Source organism: Streptomyces sp. 351MFTsu5.1, from assembly GCF_000383655.1.
GTDB lineage: Bacteria > Actinomycetota > Actinomycetes > Streptomycetales > Streptomycetaceae > Streptomyces > Streptomyces griseorubiginosus.
Genome location: NZ_KB911780.1, coordinates 152,790 through 171,740, shown reverse-complemented (window position 1 = coordinate 171,740; position 18,951 = coordinate 152,790). Strand labels below are relative to the sequence as shown.

Sequence of the window (18,951 nt, the reverse complement as noted above, 5' to 3'; positions counted from 1 at the left end):
ACGCCGGCCGGTCGGCTCAGAAGGGCTCGAAGTCGTCGAACTCCTGGGAGGCCTCGTCCCGTTCGGCCTGCTTGTCGCGGCGGCGCTGGGCGGCGGGCCGGGGCTCCTCGAAGCGGTGGTCCTCGCCACGCCGGCCGAGCATCTCGGCACCGGCCATGACGGTCGGCTCCCAGTCGAAGACGACCGCGTTGTCCTCGGGGCCGATGGCCACGCCGTCGCCCGAGCGGGCGCCCGCCTTCATCAACGCGTCCTCCACACCGAGGCGGTTGAGGCGGTCGGCGAGGTAGCCGACGGCCTCGTCGTTGTTGAAGTCGGTCTGGCGGACCCAGCGCTCCGGCTTCTCGCCGCGCACCCGGAACAGGCCGTCCTCCTCGCGGACCACGGTGAAGCCGGTGTCGTCCACGGCCTTGGGCCGGATGACGATCCGGGTCGCCTCCTCCTTGGGCTTCGCGGCCCGCGCCCTGCCGACCAGGTCGGCGAGCGCGAACGACAGCTCCTTGAGGCCCATGTGCGCGACGGCGGACACCTCGAAGACGCGGTAGCCGCGCGACTCCAGGTCGGGCCGCACCATCTCGGCGAGGTCCTTGCCGTCCGGTACGTCGATCTTGTTCAGGACGACGATCCGCGGACGGTCGCCGAGGCCGCCGTACTCCCGGAGTTCGGCCTCGATGATGTCGAGGTCGGAGACCGGGTCGCGGTCGGACTCCAGGGTGGCGGTGTCCAGGACGTGCACCAGGACGCTGCACCGCTCCACGTGCCGCAGGAACTCCAGGCCCAGGCCCTTGCCCTGGCTGGCGCCCGGGATCAGGCCCGGCACGTCGGCGATGGTGTAGACGGTCTCGCCGGCGGTGACCACGCCCAGGTTCGGGACGAGGGTGGTGAAGGGGTAGTCGGCGATCTTCGGCTTGGCGGCGCTGAGCACGGAGATCAGCGAGGACTTGCCGGCGCTCGGGTAGCCGACCAGCGCCACGTCGGCGACGGTCTTGAGCTCCAGCACGATGTCCTGGAGGTCACCGGGCACGCCGAGCAGCGCGAAGCCGGGGGCCTTGCGGCGGGCGGAGGCCAGCGCCGCGTTGCCGAGGCCGCCGCGACCGCCCTGGGCGGCGACGTAGGAGGTGCCGTGTCCGACGAGGTCGGCGAGGACATTGCCCGCCTTGTCGAGGACCACGGTGCCGTCCGGCACCGGCAGGACCAGGTCCTGGCCGTCCTTGCCGGAGCGGTTGCCGCCCTCACCGGGCTTGCCGTTGGTGGCCTTGCGGTGCGGGGAGTGGTGGTAGTCGAGCAGCGTGGTGACGGACTGGTCGACGGTCAGGATGACGTCGCCGCCCCGTCCGCCGTTTCCGCCGTCGGGGCCGCCGAGCGGCTTGAACTTCTCCCGGTGGACGGAGGCACAGCCGTGACCTCCGTTACCCGCGGCGACATGCAGTTCGACGCGGTCCACGAAGGTGGTCATGGTTCGGTGCCTCCAAAAACGGTACGAGTACTACTTCAGTAACACGCGAAAGGCGGACCCGCCTTCCCACCAGGGAAGTGAGGTCCGCCTCGCGAAAAGTTCGGTCTAAGCGTGAGCTCAGGCGACCGGAACGATGTTCACGACCTTGCGGCCACGGTGGGTACCGAACTCCACCGCACCGGCGTTCAGCGCGAACAGCGTGTCGTCGCCGCCACGGCCGACGCCCGCACCCGGGTGGAAGTGGGTACCGCGCTGGCGGACCAGGATCTCGCCCGCGCTGACGACCTGACCACCGAAGCGCTTCACGCCGAGGCGCTGAGCGTTGGAGTCACGACCGTTACGGGTGGACGATGCGCCCTTCTTGTGTGCCATCTCTCCTCAGTCCCTTACTTCGCAGCCGCGGGGATCTCAGTGACCTTGATCGCCGTGTACTGCTGGCGGTGGCCCTGACGACGGCGGTAGCCGGTCTTGTTCTTGTAGCGAAGGATGTCGATCTTGACGCCCTTGTGGTGGTCCACGACCTCGGCCTGGACCTTGATGCCGGCCAGGACCCACGGGTCGCTGGTCACAGCGTCGCCGTCGACAACGAGCAGGGTCGAGAGCTCGACCGTGTCGCCAACCTTGGCAGTGGAAATCTTGTCAACCTCAACGATGTCGCCGACAGCAACCTTGTGCTGGCGACCACCGCTGCGCACGATGGCGTACACGCGGATCTCACTCTCTCGCTCGGGAACGGCACCCCCGCAGTCCAGCCGCCCGGCAGAGCGAACGGCCTCTCCCGGCCAGAACAGCGACCCGAGAGGAAGAGGTTTACGGGGATGTGGCGTGTCACCAGTGGACACGCCGACGGTCAAGAGTACGGGGCCTCGGCCGAACGGGTCAAACCGGGCCCCGCCTCGCTCAAACCCAGGATCAGGAACCGAGGCCCTGCCGGTACGCCACGCACTCCTCGTAGGAGGGCAGCAGCCCCTGCTCGCGCGCCTCGGCCAGGGTCGGCGCCTGCTCGTCCTTGGGGGACAGCAGCGGTTCGACGCCCTCGGGCCACTCGATGCCGATCTCCGGGTCCAGCGGGTGCACACCGTGCTCACGCTCGGGGGCATAGCCCTCGGAGCACAGGTAGACCACGGTGGCGTCGTCGGTCAGCGCCATGAACCCGTGGCCGAGCCCCTCGGAGAGGTAGACGGCGTGGTGGTCCTGGTCGTCCAGGCGGACGATCTCCCACTGGCCGAAGGTCGGCGAGCCCACCCGGATGTCCACGATCACGTCGAGGACCGCGCCGCGCACGCACTTGACGTACTTGGCCTGCCCGGGCGGCACGTCGGCGAAGTGGATGCCGCGCAGGGTGCCCCGGCTGGAGACGGACATGTTGGCCTGGGCCAGGCTCAGCTGGTGGCCCGCAGCCTCCGCGAAGACCGGGGCCTTGAACCACTCGTGGAAGCTGCCGCGGCCGTCGGGGAACACCTTCGGCTCGAACACCCAGGCACCGGAGATGGAAAGGGGTCGCATCGCGGGTCTCAGCCCTTCTTCTGGTTGGTCAGGGCGCGCTTGATGCGCCCGGCGGCCCGGCGCCACAAGGGGCGCGGTGCCTTCTTCGCGGGGGCGGCGGCCTTCTTCGCGGCGGGCTTCGCGGACGGCGTGTGCCGGTCGATCACCTTGGCGGCACCGTCGGCGTCCACCACGACGTCCACGGGGAGCCGGGTCCACTTGCGCTCGCCGCGGGCCGCGGAGGGCACCCCGACCCGGACCGCCCAGCGCATGCCGGTGAGCTTCTCCAGCGGCAGCGTGGCGGTGGCGACACGGCCGTCCAGCGTGGCGTCGGCCGGGTACTTGCCGACGTTCTTGCGCTCGAAGCGCAGCTGGACGGTGTCCCCGCCGGTCGCGGCGATGTGCAGCGGCAGGGGCAGCCGTACGGCGGAACCCTCGACCGTGCCCTTGGCGGGCGGCATGAAGGCGACCGCCTCGCCCTCCAGCTTGTTGGTGTGCTGGTCCACGTCGAGCGAGAGGTTGCCGGGGCCCTCGGTCCAGTACGGCAGCACGAGCCGCGTGGGTTCGCCGGTCAGGGCGGCCAGGCGGCCGGCCTCGACACCCTCGCCGCGCACCGCGCCGAGCCGGGTCTCCTTGCTCCAGCCGCAGGACTTGATCCTGAGGTGCAGGTCCCACAGGCCCTTGTCGAGCGGGGCACCGGAGGCCGCGGTCTCGGGGTCGAGCTCCGCGCGGGCGGAGATGCGCTGCCGGAAGACACCGTCGCCGGCCGCGATCTCGTGCAGCTCGCTGGTGACGGGCAGGTAGAACTGCCGGGCGTCCTCGCGGTGCCGGACCACGAGGTCGACGTCGCTCTTGGCGAGCGGGGCGTCCAGCTTGATGCCCTGGTCGTCGAGGGCCTTCAGCGCCTCGTCGGACAGCGGCAGCCCGAGCAGCTGCCGCTCGCCGTCCCGACGGAACGTCATCGGCTCGCCGTCGATCTGGAGTTCGGAGTCGAAGCCGACCTTCAGAGTGCCGTCCTGCCACTCCAGCGAGGTGAGTTCGCCGGTGGGCTTGATCCCGGCCTCCCACTCGGCGAGCGTGCGGATGTCCTGGTAGCGGTCGGCGAAGACCAGCCCCGCGACCACCTTCTGGGTGAGGCCGAGACGGGCGACGACACCGGGGCCGAAGCGCTCGGTGACCACCTTGTGGATCTCGGTGTACAGCTCCTCGGCGTAGTCCTCGGGGAGCTTGAGGAGGCGCTGGCCGCGCAGCCGCTCGACCATCTCGTTGCGCAGCCAGCGGCTGAACAGCTTGTCGCGCAGCGCGCCCGGCTCGGTCAGCTCCTCGACGACGTCCAGGGCCTCGCGCAGGTTGCCGAAGTAGCCGACCGGGTCGAAGCGCTGGAAGCCCGCGTTCGAGCCGTCGTCACGGGTGATGTGGTAGTAGCACAGGTAGTCGCCGAGCACGGCGACGCTCTTGGCGCGCAGGTAGGCCTCGACGACGAAGACGTGGTCCTCGAGTCGCCGACGGCCCTCCTTGAAGCGCATGCCGTGCTCGTTGAGGAACTCCCGCCGGAACATCTTGTGCGGGGTGAGGCTGTCGATCAGCGGCGCGTTCTCCACGGTGGCGCGCGGCCGGTTGACCCGGAACAGCTCCTGCGGCACCGGGCGCCCGATGCCCGCCATCTTGCCCACGACCACGTCGGCCTCGTTGGCCTTGCCGTAGTCGTACATCCGCTCGAGAGCCTCGTCGCCGAGCCAGTCGTCGTGGTCGACGAACATGACGTACTCGCCCTGGGCGGCCTCGATGCCGGTGTTGCGGGGGCGGCCGGACCAGCCGGAGGCGTCCTGGTGGATGACGTGGATGTGCGGGTGTTCGGCGGCGAGTTCGTCCAGCCGGGCCGGGGTCTCGTCGGTGGACCCGTCGTTGACGAAGAAGACCTCGAACTCGTCCGGGGTGAGGCTCTGCCGCAGCAGGCCTCCGATGCAGTCCTCGACGTACTTGCCGGGGTTGTAGACCGCGATGACGACGCTGACCTTGACCGTCACGCCGTGTTCTCCTTCAGATGGACCCGGTGGATCTCCGGGAAGGCCTCGGTGAGGGCCGTACGCCAGTCGCGCAGCGGCTCGATGCCGGCCTCGGCGAACCGGCCGTGGCCGAGGACGCTGTAGGCGGGGCGGGGCGCGGGGCGCACGAAGGCCTCGCTGGTGGTGGGGCGGACCCGGTCCGGGTCGGTGCCCAGCAGCCGGAAGATCTCCTGGGTGAAGCCGTGCCAGGTGGTCTCGCCGGAGTTGGTGCCGTGGTAGACGCCCGCCGGGGCGGTACCGGCCAGGGCGCCCAGGCCCAGCTCGACCAGCAGGCCCGCGAGGTCGGCGCTCCAGGTGGGCTGGCCGCGCTGGTCGTCGACGACGTCGAGGGTGTCCTTGACGCCCTCCAGCTTGATCATCGTCTTGACGAAGTTGGGGCCGCCGGTGCCGTACAGCCAGGCGGTGCGCACGACGTACCCGCGCTCGGTGGCGAGGACCGCCTTCTCGCCCGCCAGCTTGGTGCGGCCGTAGGCGCTGCGGGGCGCGGTGGGCGCGTCCTCGGCGTAGGGCGCGGTGGCGTCCCCGGCGAAGACGTAGTCCGTGGAGACGTGCAGCAGGACGGCGCCGGTGCGGGCGCAGGCCGCGGCCAGGTTCGCGGGCCCGTCGCCGTTGATGGCGAGCGCCTCGTCCTCACGGGTCTCGGCGTCGTCGACGGCGGTCCAGGCCGCGCAGTTGACGACCACGTCGGGCCGGTGCTCTTCGAGTGCCGCGCTCACGGCGTCGGCGTCGGTGAGGTCCAGCGCCTTGCGGTCGAGGGCGACGTACCGCTCCCCCGACTGGGCCAGCCGGGCCAGGACGTCCTGGCCCAGCATGCCGCCCGCGCCCGTGACCAGCCAGGTGCGGTTGTCGGTCACAGCGCGGCCCGCTCCTTCAGCGGCTCCCACCAGGCGCGGTTGTCGCGGTACCACTGCACGGTCTCGGCGAGGCCCTGCTCGAAGCTCTTGCGGGGCTCGTAGCCGAGCTCCTCGCGGATCTTCGTGCAGTCGACGGAGTAGCGGCGGTCGTGGCCCTTGCGGTCCTCGACGTACTCGACGCTGGTCTCCCAGTCGGCGCCGCACGCCTTCAGCAGCAGGCCGGTGAGCTCCTTGTTGGAGAGCTCGGTGCCACCGCCGATGTTGTAGACCTCGCCCGCGCGGCCCTTGGTGCGCACGAGCTCGATGCCCTGGACGTGGTCGTCGATGTGCAGCCAGTCGCGGACGTTGCCGCCGTCGCCGTACAGCGGGACCTTCTTGCCGTCGAGGAGGTTGGTCACGAAGAGCGGGATGACCTTCTCGGGGAAGTGGTGGTGCCCGTAGTTGTTGGAGCAGCGGGTCACCCGCACGTCGAGGCCGTGGGTGCGGTGGTACGACAGCGCGATCAGGTCGCTGGACGCCTTCGCCGAGGAGTACGGCGAGTTGGGCTCCAGCGGGTGCGTCTCGGGCCAGGAGCCCTCGTCGATCGAGCCGTAGACCTCGTCGGTGGAGATGTGCACGAAGGTCTTGATGCCCGCGCGGTGGGCCGCGTCGATGAGGGTGTGGGTGCCGACCACGTTGGTGCGCACGAACTCGGCGCCGCCGTCGATGGAGCGGTCCACGTGCGACTCGGCGGCGAAGTGCACGACCTGGTCGTGCTCGGCCATCAGCTTGCCGACCAGCTCGGGGTCGCAGATGTCGCCCTGCACGAAGGCGAAGCCCGGGTGCTCGCGCACCTCGTCGAGGTTGGCCGGGTTGCCCGCGTACGTCAGCTTGTCCAGGACGGTGACCGAGACGTCACCGGGGCCCTGGGGGCCGAGCACGGTACGGACGTAGTGCGAGCCGATGAAGCCGGCACCGCCGGTCACCAGAATCCGAGTGGTCATGAAGAGATCTGCACCTTGCTGTGATCACCGAGCACGAGCCGGTGTGCCTTGGGGTTACGGGGCGCGGGCGTGACCTCGACGTCACGTCCGATGAGGGAGGCCTCCACGCGGCGCACGCCGGTCACGGACGAGCCGCGCAGCACGATGGAGTACTCGATTTCGCTGTCCTCGATCCGGCAGTCCTCGGAGACGGACGTGAACGGGCCGATGTAGGCGTCGTTGACCACCGTGCCGGCGCCGATGATGGCAGGACCGACGATCCGGCTGCCACTGACGCTGGCACCGGCCTCGATGCGGACCCGGCCGATGATCTCGCTGGACTCGTCGACCGTGCCCTTGTTCACCGGATCGACGGTCTCCAGGACCGACCGGTTGACCTCCAGCATGTCGGTGACGTTGCCGGTGTCCTTCCAGTAGCCGGAGATGGTCGTGGAGCGGACGTCACGCTTCTGGTCGATCAGCCACTGGATCGCATGGGTGATCTCCAGCTCCCCGCGCCAGGACGGCTCGATGGAGCGGACGGCCTCGTGTATGGCCGGCGTGAAGAGATAGACGCCGACGAGGGCGAGGTCGCTCTTGGGCTGCTTCGGCTTCTCCTCCAGGCCCACCACGCGGCCGTCGGCGTCGAGCTCGGCGACACCGAAGGAGGTGGGGTTGGGGACCCGGGTCAGCAGGATCTGGGCCTCGGGCCGCTCGGCGCGGAACTCGTCCACCAGACCGGTGATACCGCCGACGATGAAGTTGTCGCCGAGGTACATGACGAAGTCCTCGTCACCGAGGAACTCCTGCGCGATGAGCACGGCGTGGGCGAGGCCCAGCGGCGCGTCCTGCGGAATGTAGGTGACCTTGATCCCGAACTGGGAGCCGTCGCCGACCGCCTCGCGGATCTCGTCCGCGGTGTCGCCGACCACGATGCCGACCTCGCTGATCCCGGCCTCGGCGATCGCCTCCAGGCCGTAGAACAGCACGGGCTTGTTGGCGACCGGCACCAACTGCTTGGCGGAGGTGTGGGTGATCGGGCGGAGGCGGGTGCCCGCTCCCCCGGAGAGCACGAGAGCCTTCACGAAAATCCCTATTTGTCTAAATTAAGCGTCAATCTCGGCTCACATCATAACCCTGGGCACAGGCCGGGGATTCACCGGCCATTCACATGATCGATCACCGGTTGACAACTGTCTGTCGGACGCAATAGCCACAGAATCACGAAATCCGCCCCCGGCGAACCGGGGGCGGATTTCGATCTCCGGACGATCTTCAGTTGGCCGAAATCATTCGGTGTCCGTCGGTCAGGCCTCGTCGGTCTGGGACGAGACGGACGGCTGCGACGACTGCTCGGCCGCCACCGTCTTCTTCGACGCCGCCTTCTTCGCGGTCGTCTTCTTGGCGACGGTCTTCTTCGCTGCCGTCTTCTTGGCCACGGTCTTCTTGGTCGCGGCCTTCTTCGCCGTGGCCTTCTTGGCCGTCTTGCGGGCCGTCTTCTTGGCCGGAGCCGCCTCCTCGGCGGACTCCTCCGCCACGGCGGGCTCCGCCGGCTCGGCCGGCGCCTCCGCGGACGGCACGACCACGACGGCCGCCTCCTCGGACGCGGTGGGCGCGGTGGCCTTGCGGACGGCCCGGCGACGCGGACGCGCCGGGGCGGCGCTCTCGGCGGACACCTCGGGCGCGGGCTCGGGCTCCGCCGCAGGCGCCTCGGCCACCGGCGCGGCCTCGGCGACCGTCACCACGGTGGCCTCCGCCCCGGCGGGCGACCCGGCCGGTGCGGACACCTTGCGGGTGGCGCGACGACGGGTACGGCCCTTCGGTGCCGCGTCCTCGGCGGGAGCGGCCTCGACGACCGGGTCCTCCGCGGCGACCGGCGCGGCCTGCGCCTCGGCGGCCGGCTCCGGCTGCACGGGACGCTCGGCCTCGGCCTCGGCGGGCACCGCCTGAGCGGTCGGCACCTCGGCGGTCCCGGAGACCGGGCCCTCCTCGACGGCCGGCTCCTCGAAACCGCCCGACCTGCGCGACCCGCCGCGCGGCGCACCGGCCGGAGCCGACGCCCGACGGCCCGTCCGACGACGGCCACGCCCGCGCGTGGCGGCCGCCTCCGCCTCGGCGATGCTGCTGTAGAGCTCCTCGTCGGGCTCGAACTCGGCCGGGGCGAGCGAGATCGGCTCGGCCACCTCGGCGGCGAGCTCGGCCTCCGTCTCGACCTCCTCGGGCGCCTCGGGAGCCTCCACGGCGACCGCGGCCTCGTGGGTGTGCTCGTGCCCGTCGCCGCCGCGCCCGCGCTTCTTGCGCTTGCCGCCGCCACCGGCGGAGCTCGGCTGCTCCATGTGCACGATGACACCGCGGCCGTTGCAGTGGACGCAGGTCTCGGAGAAGGACTCCAGCAGGCCCTGGCCGACCCGCTTGCGGGTCATCTGGACCAGGCCCAGCGAGGTGACCTCGGCGACCTGGTGCTTGGTCCGGTCCCGGCCCAGGCACTCCAGCAGACGCCTGAGCACCAGGTCCCGGTTGGACTCCAGGACCATGTCGATGAAGTCGATCACGATGATGCCGCCGAGGTCGCGCAGCCGCAGCTGACGCACGATCTCCTCGGCCGCCTCCAGGTTGTTCCTGGTGACCGTCTCCTCCAGGTTGCCGCCCTGGCCGGTGAACTTGCCGGTGTTGACGTCGACGACGACCATCGCCTCGGTCCGGTCGATCACCAGCGAGCCGCCACTGGGCAGCCAGACCTTGCGGTCCAGCGCCTTGGCGAGCTGCTCGTCGATCCGGTACGTGGCGAAGACGTCGACCTCGGAGGTCCACTTCTGGAGCCGCTCGGCGAGGTCGGGGGCGACGTGGGAGACGTATCCGTGGACGGTCTCCCAGGCGTCCTGACCGCTGACGACGACCTTGGAGAAGTCCTCGTTGAAGATGTCGCGGACGACCCGGACGGTCATGTCCGGCTCGCCGTAGAGCAGCGTCGGGGCGTTGCCGCCCTTGGCCTTCTTCTGGATGTCCTCCCACTGCGCCTGGAGCCGCTCGACGTCGCGGCGCAGCTCGTCCTCGGAGGCGCCCTCGGCGGCGGTGCGCACGATGACACCCGCGTCCTCGGGGACGATCTTCTTGAGGATGGTCTTCAGACGCGCCCGCTCGGTGTCCGGCAGCTTGCGGCTGATGCCGGTCATCGAGCCCTCGGGGACGTACACGAGGTAGCGGCCCGGCAGGGAGACCTGGCTGGTCAGACGCGCGCCCTTGTGCCCGATCGGGTCCTTGGTGACCTGGACGAGCACGGACTGGCCGGACTTCAGCGCGCTCTCGATGCGGCGCGGCCCGTTGGCCATGCCGAGCGCCTCGAAGTTGACCTCACCGGCGTAGAGGACCGCGTTGCGGCCCTTGCCGATGTCGATGAAGGCGGCCTCCATGGACGGCAGGACGTTCTGGACCTTGCCCAGGTAGACGTTGCCGACGTACGAGGTGGCCTGCTCCTTGTTGACGTAGTGCTCGACGAGCACGCCGTCCTCGAGCACGCCGATCTGGGTGCGCTCGCCGTGCTGACGCACGACCATCACCCGCTCGACGGCCTCGCGGCGGGCGAGGAACTCGGCCTCGGTGATGATCGGGACGCGCCGGCGGCCCTGCTCGCGGCCCTCCCGGCGGCGCTGCTTCTTGGCCTCCAGACGGGTCGAGCCCTTGATGGACTGCACCTCGTCGGACGGCTCGGTGCCCCTTTCCCGCGGGGGACGGGGCTCGCGCACCTTGACGACGGTCCGCTCGGGGTCGTTGTCACCGGGCTCGGCGTCGACGGAGGAGTCACCGGACCGGCGCCGGCGGCGACGGCGGCGACGGCTACTGGAGCTGGAGCCGCCGGACTCGTCGGAACGGGCGTCCTCGTCGTCCTCGTCCTCCTCGTCGTCCTGGGAGGACTGCTCGGCGGCGGGGTCGTCCGAGTCGTCGGAGTCCTCGTCACCGGAGGCCTCGGCGGACTCGCCCCGGCGGCGGCGACGGCCACCGCGACGACGGCGGCGACGCGAACCGGTGTCCTCGGACTCGTCCTCGTCGACGGAGTCCTCGGCGCGCTCGTCCGGCTCCTCTTCCTCGACTTCCTCGACGGCGGTCTCGGCAACCGTCTGCCGCGCCTCGGGCTCCTCGGGGGCACCGCGGCGCCGGCGGCGGCGCCGCGACCCGGTCTGCTCCTCGGCGGTCTCCTCGACGGCTTCTACAGCCTCGACGGGCTCGGCGGACGCGACGGCCTCGGCCTGCTCGTCCCGCCCTGCCTCCGCCTCGGCGGCGGCCTCGGCGGCCGCCCGCTGCGGGGTCTGGAACTGCGGCTCGGTGAAGACGGGGGCCTGGAACACGGCGACGGCGGGCCGCGCGGGGCGGCGCGAGCCGTTCTCCTCGTCCCCGGTGCCGGCGGTCCGCCGCGCGGGCTCGGAGAACCCGGTGGCGGCCTGGCGAACGGCCCGGCGACGGCCCCGACGGGGGGCGGCGTCCTCGACGGGGGCCTCCGCGGCGGGAGCCTCCGTGACGGGTTCGGCGGGGGCCTCGGCGGCGGGCGCCTCCTCGGCGGTGTTCTCGGCGGGCGTCTCGCTCTCGGCGGCCGGGGCGGACACGCGACGGGTGGCACGGCGACGGCGACGCGGAGCCGCGTCCTCGGCCTCGGCCTCCGCGACCTCGGCGGGCGCGGGGGCCTCGGCGGGCGCCTCCGCGGTCACCGGCTCGGTGGTCGACGGTTCGGCGGTCTCAGGGGCCCCGGCGGGCGCGGCGGCCCGCCGAGTGGCCCGGCGCCGGGTACGCGCGGCGGGCGCGGGGGTCTCCGCGGCGGGCGTCTCGTCGGCGGCCTCGGTCGCGGCGGCGACCGGCACCACGGTCTCGGTTTCGGCTGCCGCGGTCTCGGCGGGGGCCGCGGCCGGCGCCGACACTCGGCGGGTGGCACGCCGGCGCGGGCGCGCCGGGGCCGCGTCCTCGGTCGTGGCCTCGACGGCGGGCGCGCTCTGCGCGGTCACGTCATCGGCGGGCGCCTCGGCGGCCGCGGGCACCACGGTCTCGGCGGCATCGGCCGCCGTGGGGGAACCGGCGGGCGCGGACGCCCGGCGGGTGGCACGCCGACGCGGACGCGCGGCGGGCGCGGCGGCCTCGGCAGGTGCCTCGGTCTCCGTGCCCTCGACGGTCTCGTCGAGCTTCTCCTCCTCGTCGGAGACGAGGTCCTCGGCCTCCGCGGCCGGTATGGCCGGGGCGACGACCTCCTCAGCCGAGGCGGCGCCGTCGGTCGGCGGACCCGCCGGCCGGGACGCGGCACGGCGCCGACGACGCGGCGGCAGGGTGTCGCTGGGGGTGGTGTTGGCTTCGGAGTCCGTGGCGGACTCTGCGGCTTCGGTCGGTTCGAGCATGCGGGCTTGTCTCCCGTCAGGCTCCCGGGCGCCGCGCCTGGCCCGGCGGATATGCCGGTGACGTCCGCGGCTCGCGCGATGCGCGGTGCCGCCGTCCGGGGCGCGGGCGCCGCACGGGAGCTCTCTGTGTCCTGTCTCGCCGGTTCCGTACGCCCTCTTGGCTACGGCCTGGCGAAAGTCTTCTGTGTGGGTGCGCTGCCCGACCCAGGTGGCTCCCGAGTACGAGGGCTGCGCTACGACGCCCGTCCTTCGCGGGACCTTCCCTACGCCGGCGCCTTCGCGGTGGCGGTCGGTTCGGCCGTTGAGTGGGCCTCGACCGCCTCGCGGTCGGGCGCGAGCGGGTCGGTCACCGTGCCGGTCTCTTCATCGAGCAGCCCCTGCGCCAGCCTGGTCACCGCTGCGGGGACCGGCGGCGCCAGGTCGGCCACGGCGCGGAGACCGGACAGGACGTCGTCGGGTCGAACGGCAGGCGTCACGTGCCGAACAACCAGCCGCAGTATCGCACAGGGCTGGTCCGTCGGCCTATCAGCAGGTTCACTGTGCGTTTCAAGTTGTACGACAGCGGGGCGCGCGTCGAAGGTCCGGAGGCCGTTCTTGGTGGTGCGCTGGACCTCCACCGCCTCGGCGGCGTTGAACGCGGCGACCGCCTGCTCGGCCTCGGCCGGCTCCACTCCGTCCAGCCTGAGCTCCCAGACGGAAGCCGTGAGCCGGTCGGCGAGCCCCGAGGTCCTGGCCTCGACCGCGTCGACGATGTCGAGCCCGGTGGGCAGCGACTCGTCGAGGAGGAGCCGCAGCTTCTCCGGGTCGCGCGCCTGGGTGAGCGCGATCTCCAGGTACTCCGCCTCACTGCCCGTGCCGGTGGGTGCGGCATTGGCGTACGACACCTTCGGATGCGGTGTGAACCCCGCCGAGTACGCCATGGGCACCTCGGCGCGGCGCAACGCACGCTCGAAGGCGCGCTGGAAGTCACGGTGGCTGGTGAACCGGAGGCGGCCGCGCTTGGTGTAGCGCAGTCGGATGCGCTGCACCGCCGGTGCGGGCGGCGGGCCTTCGGGCTGTCGCTTGCCCAGTGTCGCTCAGTCCTTCGTGAGTGCGGTCGTACTGCTACCAAGAGTACGTGTGTCGGCGCCGGTCGGTTCCCGCCGGGCCACCGCTTCCCTCGCACGGGGTTCGCCGAAGAGCATGCGCCGGAAGTCGGCGCGGGCCTCGCGCACGGTCTCGCGGGCGGAGGCGAGGGCGGCCCGGGTGATCCGGCCCACAGCGCGGGCGGCCGCGGCGACCGGGCGCAGCACCACGTCCCGGACCACGTGCCCGACCGGGGTCAGCACCGTGCGGTACACCCAGCGCACGGGCTCCACGAAGATCCACCGGAAGAGGGTCCCGAGGAACCGTCCGACGGCGAGCGAGATGTGCCCGGCGATCCGCCAGGCGTGCCCGAGCGCGTGCCACACCTCCCGCCCGACGACGGCGAGGACGCGTCCGACGGGCGCGAGGACCCAGCGCCACAGGGCGACGGCGGGCAGCACGAGCAGCACGCGGGCGATCCAGTACAGGGCGACGCCGATGCCGTGGACGATCGTGCCCGCCAGCCACACGAGCCCGCCGGCGCACCAGGCGATCACACGCCAGACCGGCGTGAAGATCCAGGCGAGGACGGCTCCGACACCCTTGAGGAGCCACACGATGCCGTGCCCGATCGGGGTGAGCACGCGCGCGTACACCCACTCCAGCGCGGCCGCGATCCCGCGCGCGGCCCAGGCGATGCCGTGCCCGACAGGGGTCAGCACGTACCGGTAGAGCCACACCAGGGGGATGACGAGGAGCACCTTGCCGAGCCATCCGACCGCCTTGGCGAGGGGCACCACGACGTAGCGCCACAGGGCCGTCAGGGGCCAGACGACCAGCGCCCGCCACAACGGCCGCAGCAGGCTGTCCCGCAGGAACCGCCCGGCGACGACGAGCGCGTCCCACACCATGCGCACGGGCACGACCAGCACGAGCACGACGATCCGTACGGGGATGCGGATGGCGACGGTCAGACACCCCTCGGGCGCCGGCTGCCCCGGCGCGGGCTGCTTCTCCAGGTCCATAACGACGTAGACGCCTCAGTTCCCCGTCCGGATCCAGAACCGCAGCTTCACACCGCGCCGATCCTCGAATTCTCCGCCATTGGCCTCGATCACCTTACGAGACGCGGTGTTGGTGACGTCACACGTGATCAGGGCCCGCTCGATGCCCAGTTGACGACAGACCGGCAGCGCGGCCCGGAGCATCGCGGTGGCGTGCCCCCGCCGCCGGGCGCCCGGGCGGACCGCGTAGCCGATGTGACCGCCGAGTTCGAGCAGATGCAGGGTGAGCCGGTGCCGTATCGAGAGCGTGCCCAGGAAGGTGTCGCCCTGGACGTACCAGAGGTTGGTCATCGGCACCCGGTCGGGTGTGCGCGGGCGTTGGGCCTCCGCGCGGCGTCGGTCCAGCCGGGAGACCTGGAACCGGGCGTCGGGCGGGGTGAGCCGGGGCATCTCCTCATGATGGCGGGGACCCGTGCAGTATGTCCCCATGATTACGCTCACGAAGGAAGACGGCCCCGCCGACCTGGACGGCGTCACCCATCTGTCCATAGGGGTCTCCTGGGACCCCACGGCCGGCGCCAGCGGTGGAGTGATCGGCAAACTGCGCCGCAAGTCCGGCACGGACCTCGACCTGATCGCCATCGCCATGCACGACGGCGACCCGGTACGCCTCGCGGGCCTCGACTCCCTCGACCCCATCGGCAACGGCTCCCTGCTGCACAGCGGTGACAACCAGACCGGCCACGGGGACGGCGACGACGAGACCGTCACCGTCGAGTTCGCGAAGATCCCCCCGCACATCACGTCGATCGTCTTCGTCGCCGCGGCCTACAAGAAGGGCAGTTCCTTCCAGAAGGCCCGCAACATCAGCTTCAAGGTCTACGACGCCACCGGCGGCAGCTCCCAGCAGGTCGCCGACATCTGGCCCAGCATGCTCACCACGGACAACGGCTGCGCCGTCGCCAAGGCGGTACGGGTCGGCACCGCGTGGAAGCTCGAGGTCATCAACGTGACGGGCAAGATCAAGCAGGGCGACGAACTGGCCCTGATGCGCTTCGCGGCGAGCAAGTAACGGTCCCGGTCGCGAGCGGGAGGGCCACGGCGGGCGAACCGCCGCCCTGGTCCTGCCGCGGAGCGACCGATGAGTTCCGGTGCCCGCCGAGGTCTGTCCTCTCGGAAGAGACCGCTGCGCGCTCACTCCGTGAGGGGACCACATGACCACACACGCACTGCCCCCGGTCGTCGACACCGCGACCTGGCAGCACCGCCTCGACGAACTCCGCGCCCGTGAGAAGGCCGCCACACGGGAGCTGGACGCCATCGCCGCCGAACGCCGGCGCCTGCCGATGGTGGAGATGCCGGACTACACACTGGAGGGCGAGGACGGCCCCGTACGGCTGGCGGACGTCTTCGAGGGCAAGCGGCAGCTGATCGTCTACCACCACATGTGGTCCACCGGCCAGGAATGGCAGTGCCCGGGCTGCACGGGCTTCACCTCGCAGTTCACCCGCCTGGACTTCCTGGACGCCTACGACGCACGGTTCGTCGTGGTCACCCAGGGCCCGATCGAAGAGGCCCTCGCCTACCGGCACCGGGTCGGCAACCGGATGACCTGGTACTCGACGGCCGGCAGCCCCTTCGGCGCCGACGTAGGCGCCCCGCCCGACGGCGGCTTCGCGGTCAACGTCTTCCTCCGCGACGGCGACACCGTTTACCGCACCTGGCACACCACGGGCCGCGGCACCGAACAGCTCAGCCACACCTTCCCCCTGATCGACCTCCTCCCCTACGGCCGCCAGGAGGAATGGCAGGACAGCCCCGAGAACTGGCCCCAGTCCCCCACCTACAGCCGCTGGCCGACCTCCAAGCACATCGCATCCCTCTACGGCCCGACCACGGACCACACCCCCTGAGGACGTCGGCCCCTTCTCGACGACGGGACGAGGACGGGGTGGACCGGTCAGCCCGCCAGCTCGTCGAGCAGCGCACGTACGCGCCGCCCGATCCCGTCCCGGATCGGGCGCACCGCATCCACGCCCTGTCCGGCCGGGTCATCGAGCTGCCAGTCGAGGTACCTCTTGCCTGGGAAGACGGGACAGGTGTCCCCGCAGCCCATCGTGATCACGACGTCCGACGCCTGGACGGCGTCCACGGTGAGCACCTTCGGTGTCTCGGCGGAGATGTCGATACCGACTTCCTTCATCGCCTCCACCACGGCGGGGTTGACGGAGTCGGCGGGCGCCGAGCCGGCGGAGCGGACCTCGACCCGGTCCCCCGCAAGGTGGGCGAGGAAGGCCGCGGCCATCTGGGAACGACCCGCGTTGTGGACGCAGACGAACAGCACTGATGGTCGGTGGCCGAGAGCAGTCATGACGTGTCCTTCTGGTGACGATGATTCAAGGGGCAGCGGAAACGCCGACGTTCGGCGGCATTCGGGACATGGGCGGTCGCCGTGCCGGAATGTCGCCGTGCCGGAACGGGGACGCCCGGACAACGCCTGGGTGTCACGCGGGCACCCTGGCAGGCTCGGCTGTGGTCAGGAACGCGGCCAGTCGCTCCAGCACCCCGGGCAGCACCCAGTAGTAGACCCAGGTTCCGCGCCGCTCGCAGTCGATGAGTCCGGCCTGCCGGAGCAGCTTGAGATGGTGCGAGATGGTCGGCTGCGACAGATCGAAGGCCGGCGTCAGGTCACACACGCACACCTCGCCGCCCTCCCCGCGCGAGGCGATCATCGACATCAGCCGCAGCCGGACCGGGTCGCCCAGGGCCTTGAAGACCTTCGCCAGCTCCGCGGCTCGACCCTCGTCCAGCGGTGCGGACGCAAGCCCCTGGCAGCAGCCTTCATCGGCGTCCTGGCCGAGGATCTTCAGCTCTTGTTTCGACATGGCTCTATGTTGATGTTTTTCAATTCAAGGCGCAAGCTTGCATCAACAAACGTCAATACAGTCCGTTCCGGGGTAACGCCAAGCCCCCGTCATCCAGGAGTGAGACATGTCCGACCAGTCCACCGACCTGCGCGAAACCGTCCGACAGCGCTACGCGGCCGCAGCCGTGAAGGTCACCGAAGGCGGCAACGCCTGCTGCGGCCCCGAGCCCGTCGAGGTCGACGAGAACTTCGGCTCCACCCTCTACGCCGCGGACGAACGCGACACCCTGCCCGCCGAAGCCGTCGCGGCCTCCCTCGGCTGCGGCAACCCCACCGCCGTCGCCGACCTCCGCGAGGGAGACCGCGTCCTCGACCTCGGTTCAGGAGGCGGCATCGACGTCCTCCTGTCCGCCCGCCGCGTCGGCCCCACCGGCAAGGCGTACGGCCTAGACATGACCGACGAGATGCTCGAACTCGCCCTGTCCAACGCGGCCAAGGCCAAGGCGACCAACGTCGAGTTCCTCAAGGGCACGATCGAGGCGATCCCGCTGCCCGCGAACACCATCGACGTGGTGATCTCGAACTGCGTGATCAACCTGTCCACGGACAAGGCCGGCGTCTTCGCCGAGACCTTCAGGGTGCTGCGGCCCGGAGGCCGCATCGGCGTCTCCGACGTGGTCGCCGACGACTCACTGACACCGCCCCAGCGCGCCGAACGCGGCGACTACGTCGGCTGCATCGCAGGAGCCCTGTCCTTCACGGAGTACCGCGAGGGCCTCGAAGCGGCAGGCTTCACCGACATCGAGATCACCCCCACACACCCCGTCGCCGACGGCATGCACTCGGCCATCGTGCACGCCACGAAGCCCCTGGCCGGGGAGTGCTGCTGAAAGTTCAGTTCTCCTGCTCAGGCTCAGGGAAGAACCTTGTACTTCAGCTTGTAGAGGGCTCCCGCACCGTCGAACTGCTTCTGCACCTCTCCGTGACCGGCTTCATCGGACCGGAGGAACACGGTCCCCAGAGAATGGACTGTGCCGTCATCGACCGCTTTGAGGGCGACCGCGACTTCGCCGTGTTCCTCGGCGAACGGCAGGAAGAGATTCATGTCGTCCAGATCCCATACCTCGCCCTGCTGCACGGTCACCGTGCCGTGGTCGGGCAGGAATTGAACGCCCCCGACTCGACTCATGACTATCCGATCCTCCCCGTCGGAGTCCTGAGACTTCACCACGTTCAACTCCAAGAGCTTACCGAGAGGAAACGACATGAGATCCTCCAACTGACCTCGAACGATTCTCCGGTCGGAACGAACGGACGGTGCTTACGGGACAGCCGCGGCGTCACGGGCTCGGCAAGGCGAAGCGCAGCTCGAACTTCCCTTCATGGCCCGGGACATGACTCCGGAAGAGGGTGCCGAAGAGGTGGTCGTCGAAGACGGTGACCTTCCAGGCATCCTCTTCCGCAGGCGGCGGATTCTGTACGACGTGCCGGAAGCCGAGGAATGCACCGGGATGTCCCAGCGCATCGAAGTTCCTGGTCCCCATCTCGACGGACAGAGTCGTGATCGGCACCGTCACGTTGACGCCCAACGTCTCTCCTTGGGCGATATACCCCTCGAACAGCTCCTCGCCGTCCACGCGAAGGATGATCAATTGCTGATGGTCGCCGCTCGCCATGACAGGAGCAAAAACGTCCTCAAACTTGATGTTCGTCATCGCGTTCTCCAAACTCCTCTGCCGCAGCGCATGGAAATGAGACGCGGAAATGAGGGGGGAGTCAGCCCGTGAGCACGTCGAGCCCCGTGCCGTGACGATCCCGGCC

At 70.7% G+C, this 18,951-nt stretch carries 19 protein-coding genes; 3 read left to right on the top strand and 16 right to left on the bottom strand.

Features of this window, described 5'->3' with window-relative positions; translation table 11 throughout:
* Window positions 1-16 precede the first annotated feature (16 nt).
* The 12 genes from obgE to H295_RS0115180 form a co-directional block, all read right to left on the bottom strand.
* A complete protein-coding gene (obgE, locus tag H295_RS0115235; protein WP_020136194.1) occupies window positions 17-1,453 on the bottom strand; it encodes a GTPase ObgE in 1,437 nt (478 codons plus the stop codon).
* A gap of 117 nt (window positions 1,454-1,570) precedes the next feature.
* Window positions 1,571-1,825: a 50S ribosomal protein L27 gene (rpmA, locus tag H295_RS0115230; RefSeq protein WP_015660411.1), complete on the bottom strand. Its 255-nt coding sequence runs from the start codon at window positions 1,823-1,825 to the stop codon at window positions 1,571-1,573.
* 14 nt (window positions 1,826-1,839) lie between these two features.
* Window positions 1,840-2,160 (bottom strand): 50S ribosomal protein L21, encoded by a 321-nt coding sequence (gene rplU, locus H295_RS0115225; protein ID WP_007381993.1) that lies wholly within the window; start codon window positions 2,158-2,160, stop codon window positions 1,840-1,842.
* A 205-nt stretch (window positions 2,161-2,365) separates the two neighbouring features.
* Window positions 2,366-2,959, bottom strand: a complete 594-nt coding sequence (gene rfbC / locus H295_RS0115220; protein ID WP_020136193.1) for a dTDP-4-dehydrorhamnose 3,5-epimerase — start codon at window positions 2,957-2,959, stop codon at window positions 2,366-2,368.
* Window positions 2,960-2,967: 8 nt separating this feature from the next.
* Complete coding sequence (locus tag H295_RS0115215) at window positions 2,968-4,965, bottom strand: glycosyltransferase family 2 protein (RefSeq protein ID WP_020136192.1); 1,998 nt, start codon at window positions 4,963-4,965, stop codon at window positions 2,968-2,970.
* The gene (rfbD, locus tag H295_RS0115210; RefSeq protein WP_020136191.1) at window positions 4,962-5,858 is read right to left on the bottom strand and encodes a dTDP-4-dehydrorhamnose reductase; all 897 of its coding nucleotides are present in this window, start codon (window positions 5,856-5,858) and stop codon (window positions 4,962-4,964) included. The genes H295_RS0115215 and rfbD overlap by 4 nt, the downstream gene beginning before the upstream one ends.
* The gene (gene rfbB / locus H295_RS0115205) at window positions 5,855-6,841 is read right to left on the bottom strand and encodes a dTDP-glucose 4,6-dehydratase (RefSeq protein WP_007381997.1); all 987 of its coding nucleotides are present in this window, start codon (window positions 6,839-6,841) and stop codon (window positions 5,855-5,857) included. Before rfbB ends, rfbD begins: the two co-directional genes overlap by 4 nt.
* Complete coding sequence (locus tag H295_RS0115200) at window positions 6,838-7,905, bottom strand: glucose-1-phosphate thymidylyltransferase (RefSeq protein ID WP_020136190.1); 1,068 nt, start codon at window positions 7,903-7,905, stop codon at window positions 6,838-6,840. The genes rfbB and H295_RS0115200 overlap by 4 nt, the downstream gene beginning before the upstream one ends.
* A 222-nt stretch (window positions 7,906-8,127) precedes the next feature.
* Window positions 8,128-12,195, bottom strand: a complete 4,068-nt coding sequence (locus tag H295_RS0115195; protein ID WP_020136189.1) for an Rne/Rng family ribonuclease — start codon at window positions 12,193-12,195, stop codon at window positions 8,128-8,130.
* Between the two features lie 263 nt (window positions 12,196-12,458).
* On the bottom strand, window positions 12,459-13,223 hold the full coding sequence (locus H295_RS0115190) for a TIGR03936 family radical SAM-associated protein (RefSeq protein WP_020136188.1): 765 nt from the start codon (window positions 13,221-13,223) through the stop codon (window positions 12,459-12,461).
* A gap of 48 nt (window positions 13,224-13,271) precedes the next feature.
* Window positions 13,272-14,285: a hypothetical protein gene (locus H295_RS0115185; RefSeq protein ID WP_020136187.1), complete on the bottom strand. Its 1,014-nt coding sequence runs from the start codon at window positions 14,283-14,285 to the stop codon at window positions 13,272-13,274.
* A 15-nt stretch (window positions 14,286-14,300) separates the two neighbouring features.
* Window positions 14,301-14,714 (bottom strand): GNAT family N-acetyltransferase, encoded by a 414-nt coding sequence (locus H295_RS0115180; protein WP_020136186.1) that lies wholly within the window; start codon window positions 14,712-14,714, stop codon window positions 14,301-14,303.
* A gap of 37 nt (window positions 14,715-14,751) precedes the next feature.
* Between H295_RS0115180 and H295_RS0115175 the strand changes: the two genes are divergently transcribed.
* Both H295_RS0115175 and H295_RS0115170 read left to right on the top strand, forming a co-directional pair.
* Window positions 14,752-15,336: a TerD family protein gene (locus H295_RS0115175; RefSeq protein WP_020136185.1), complete on the top strand. Its 585-nt coding sequence runs from the start codon at window positions 14,752-14,754 to the stop codon at window positions 15,334-15,336.
* Window positions 15,337-15,478: 142 nt separating this feature from the next.
* Complete coding sequence (locus tag H295_RS0115170) at window positions 15,479-16,177, top strand: DUF899 domain-containing protein (protein WP_020136184.1); 699 nt, start codon at window positions 15,479-15,481, stop codon at window positions 16,175-16,177.
* Between the two features lie 47 nt (window positions 16,178-16,224).
* Here H295_RS0115170 and H295_RS0115165 read toward each other — a convergent pair whose 3' ends face one another.
* Both H295_RS0115165 and H295_RS0115160 read right to left on the bottom strand, forming a co-directional pair.
* Window positions 16,225-16,635, bottom strand: coding sequence for an arsenate reductase ArsC (locus tag H295_RS0115165; protein ID WP_043217509.1), 411 nt, complete (start codon window positions 16,633-16,635; stop codon window positions 16,225-16,227).
* A gap of 133 nt (window positions 16,636-16,768) precedes the next feature.
* Window positions 16,769-17,149 (bottom strand): ArsR/SmtB family transcription factor, encoded by a 381-nt coding sequence (locus H295_RS0115160; RefSeq protein WP_020136182.1) that lies wholly within the window; start codon window positions 17,147-17,149, stop codon window positions 16,769-16,771.
* A 106-nt stretch (window positions 17,150-17,255) separates the two neighbouring features.
* On the opposite strand from H295_RS0115160, the gene arsM reads away from it, so the two are divergent.
* Window positions 17,256-18,020 carry an arsenite methyltransferase gene (gene arsM / locus H295_RS0115155; RefSeq protein ID WP_020136181.1) on the top strand — a complete coding sequence of 255 codons (765 nt, stop codon included), beginning with the start codon at window positions 17,256-17,258 and terminating at the stop codon, window positions 18,018-18,020.
* A 23-nt stretch (window positions 18,021-18,043) separates the two neighbouring features.
* Here the strand turns inward: arsM and H295_RS0115150 are convergent, their stop codons facing one another.
* Both H295_RS0115150 and H295_RS0115145 read right to left on the bottom strand, forming a co-directional pair.
* Complete coding sequence (locus H295_RS0115150) at window positions 18,044-18,397, bottom strand: hypothetical protein (RefSeq protein ID WP_020136180.1); 354 nt, start codon at window positions 18,395-18,397, stop codon at window positions 18,044-18,046.
* 73 nt (window positions 18,398-18,470) lie between these two features.
* Window positions 18,471-18,845: a hypothetical protein gene (locus H295_RS0115145; protein WP_020136179.1), complete on the bottom strand. Its 375-nt coding sequence runs from the start codon at window positions 18,843-18,845 to the stop codon at window positions 18,471-18,473.
* Window positions 18,846-18,951: the final 106 nt, after the last annotated feature.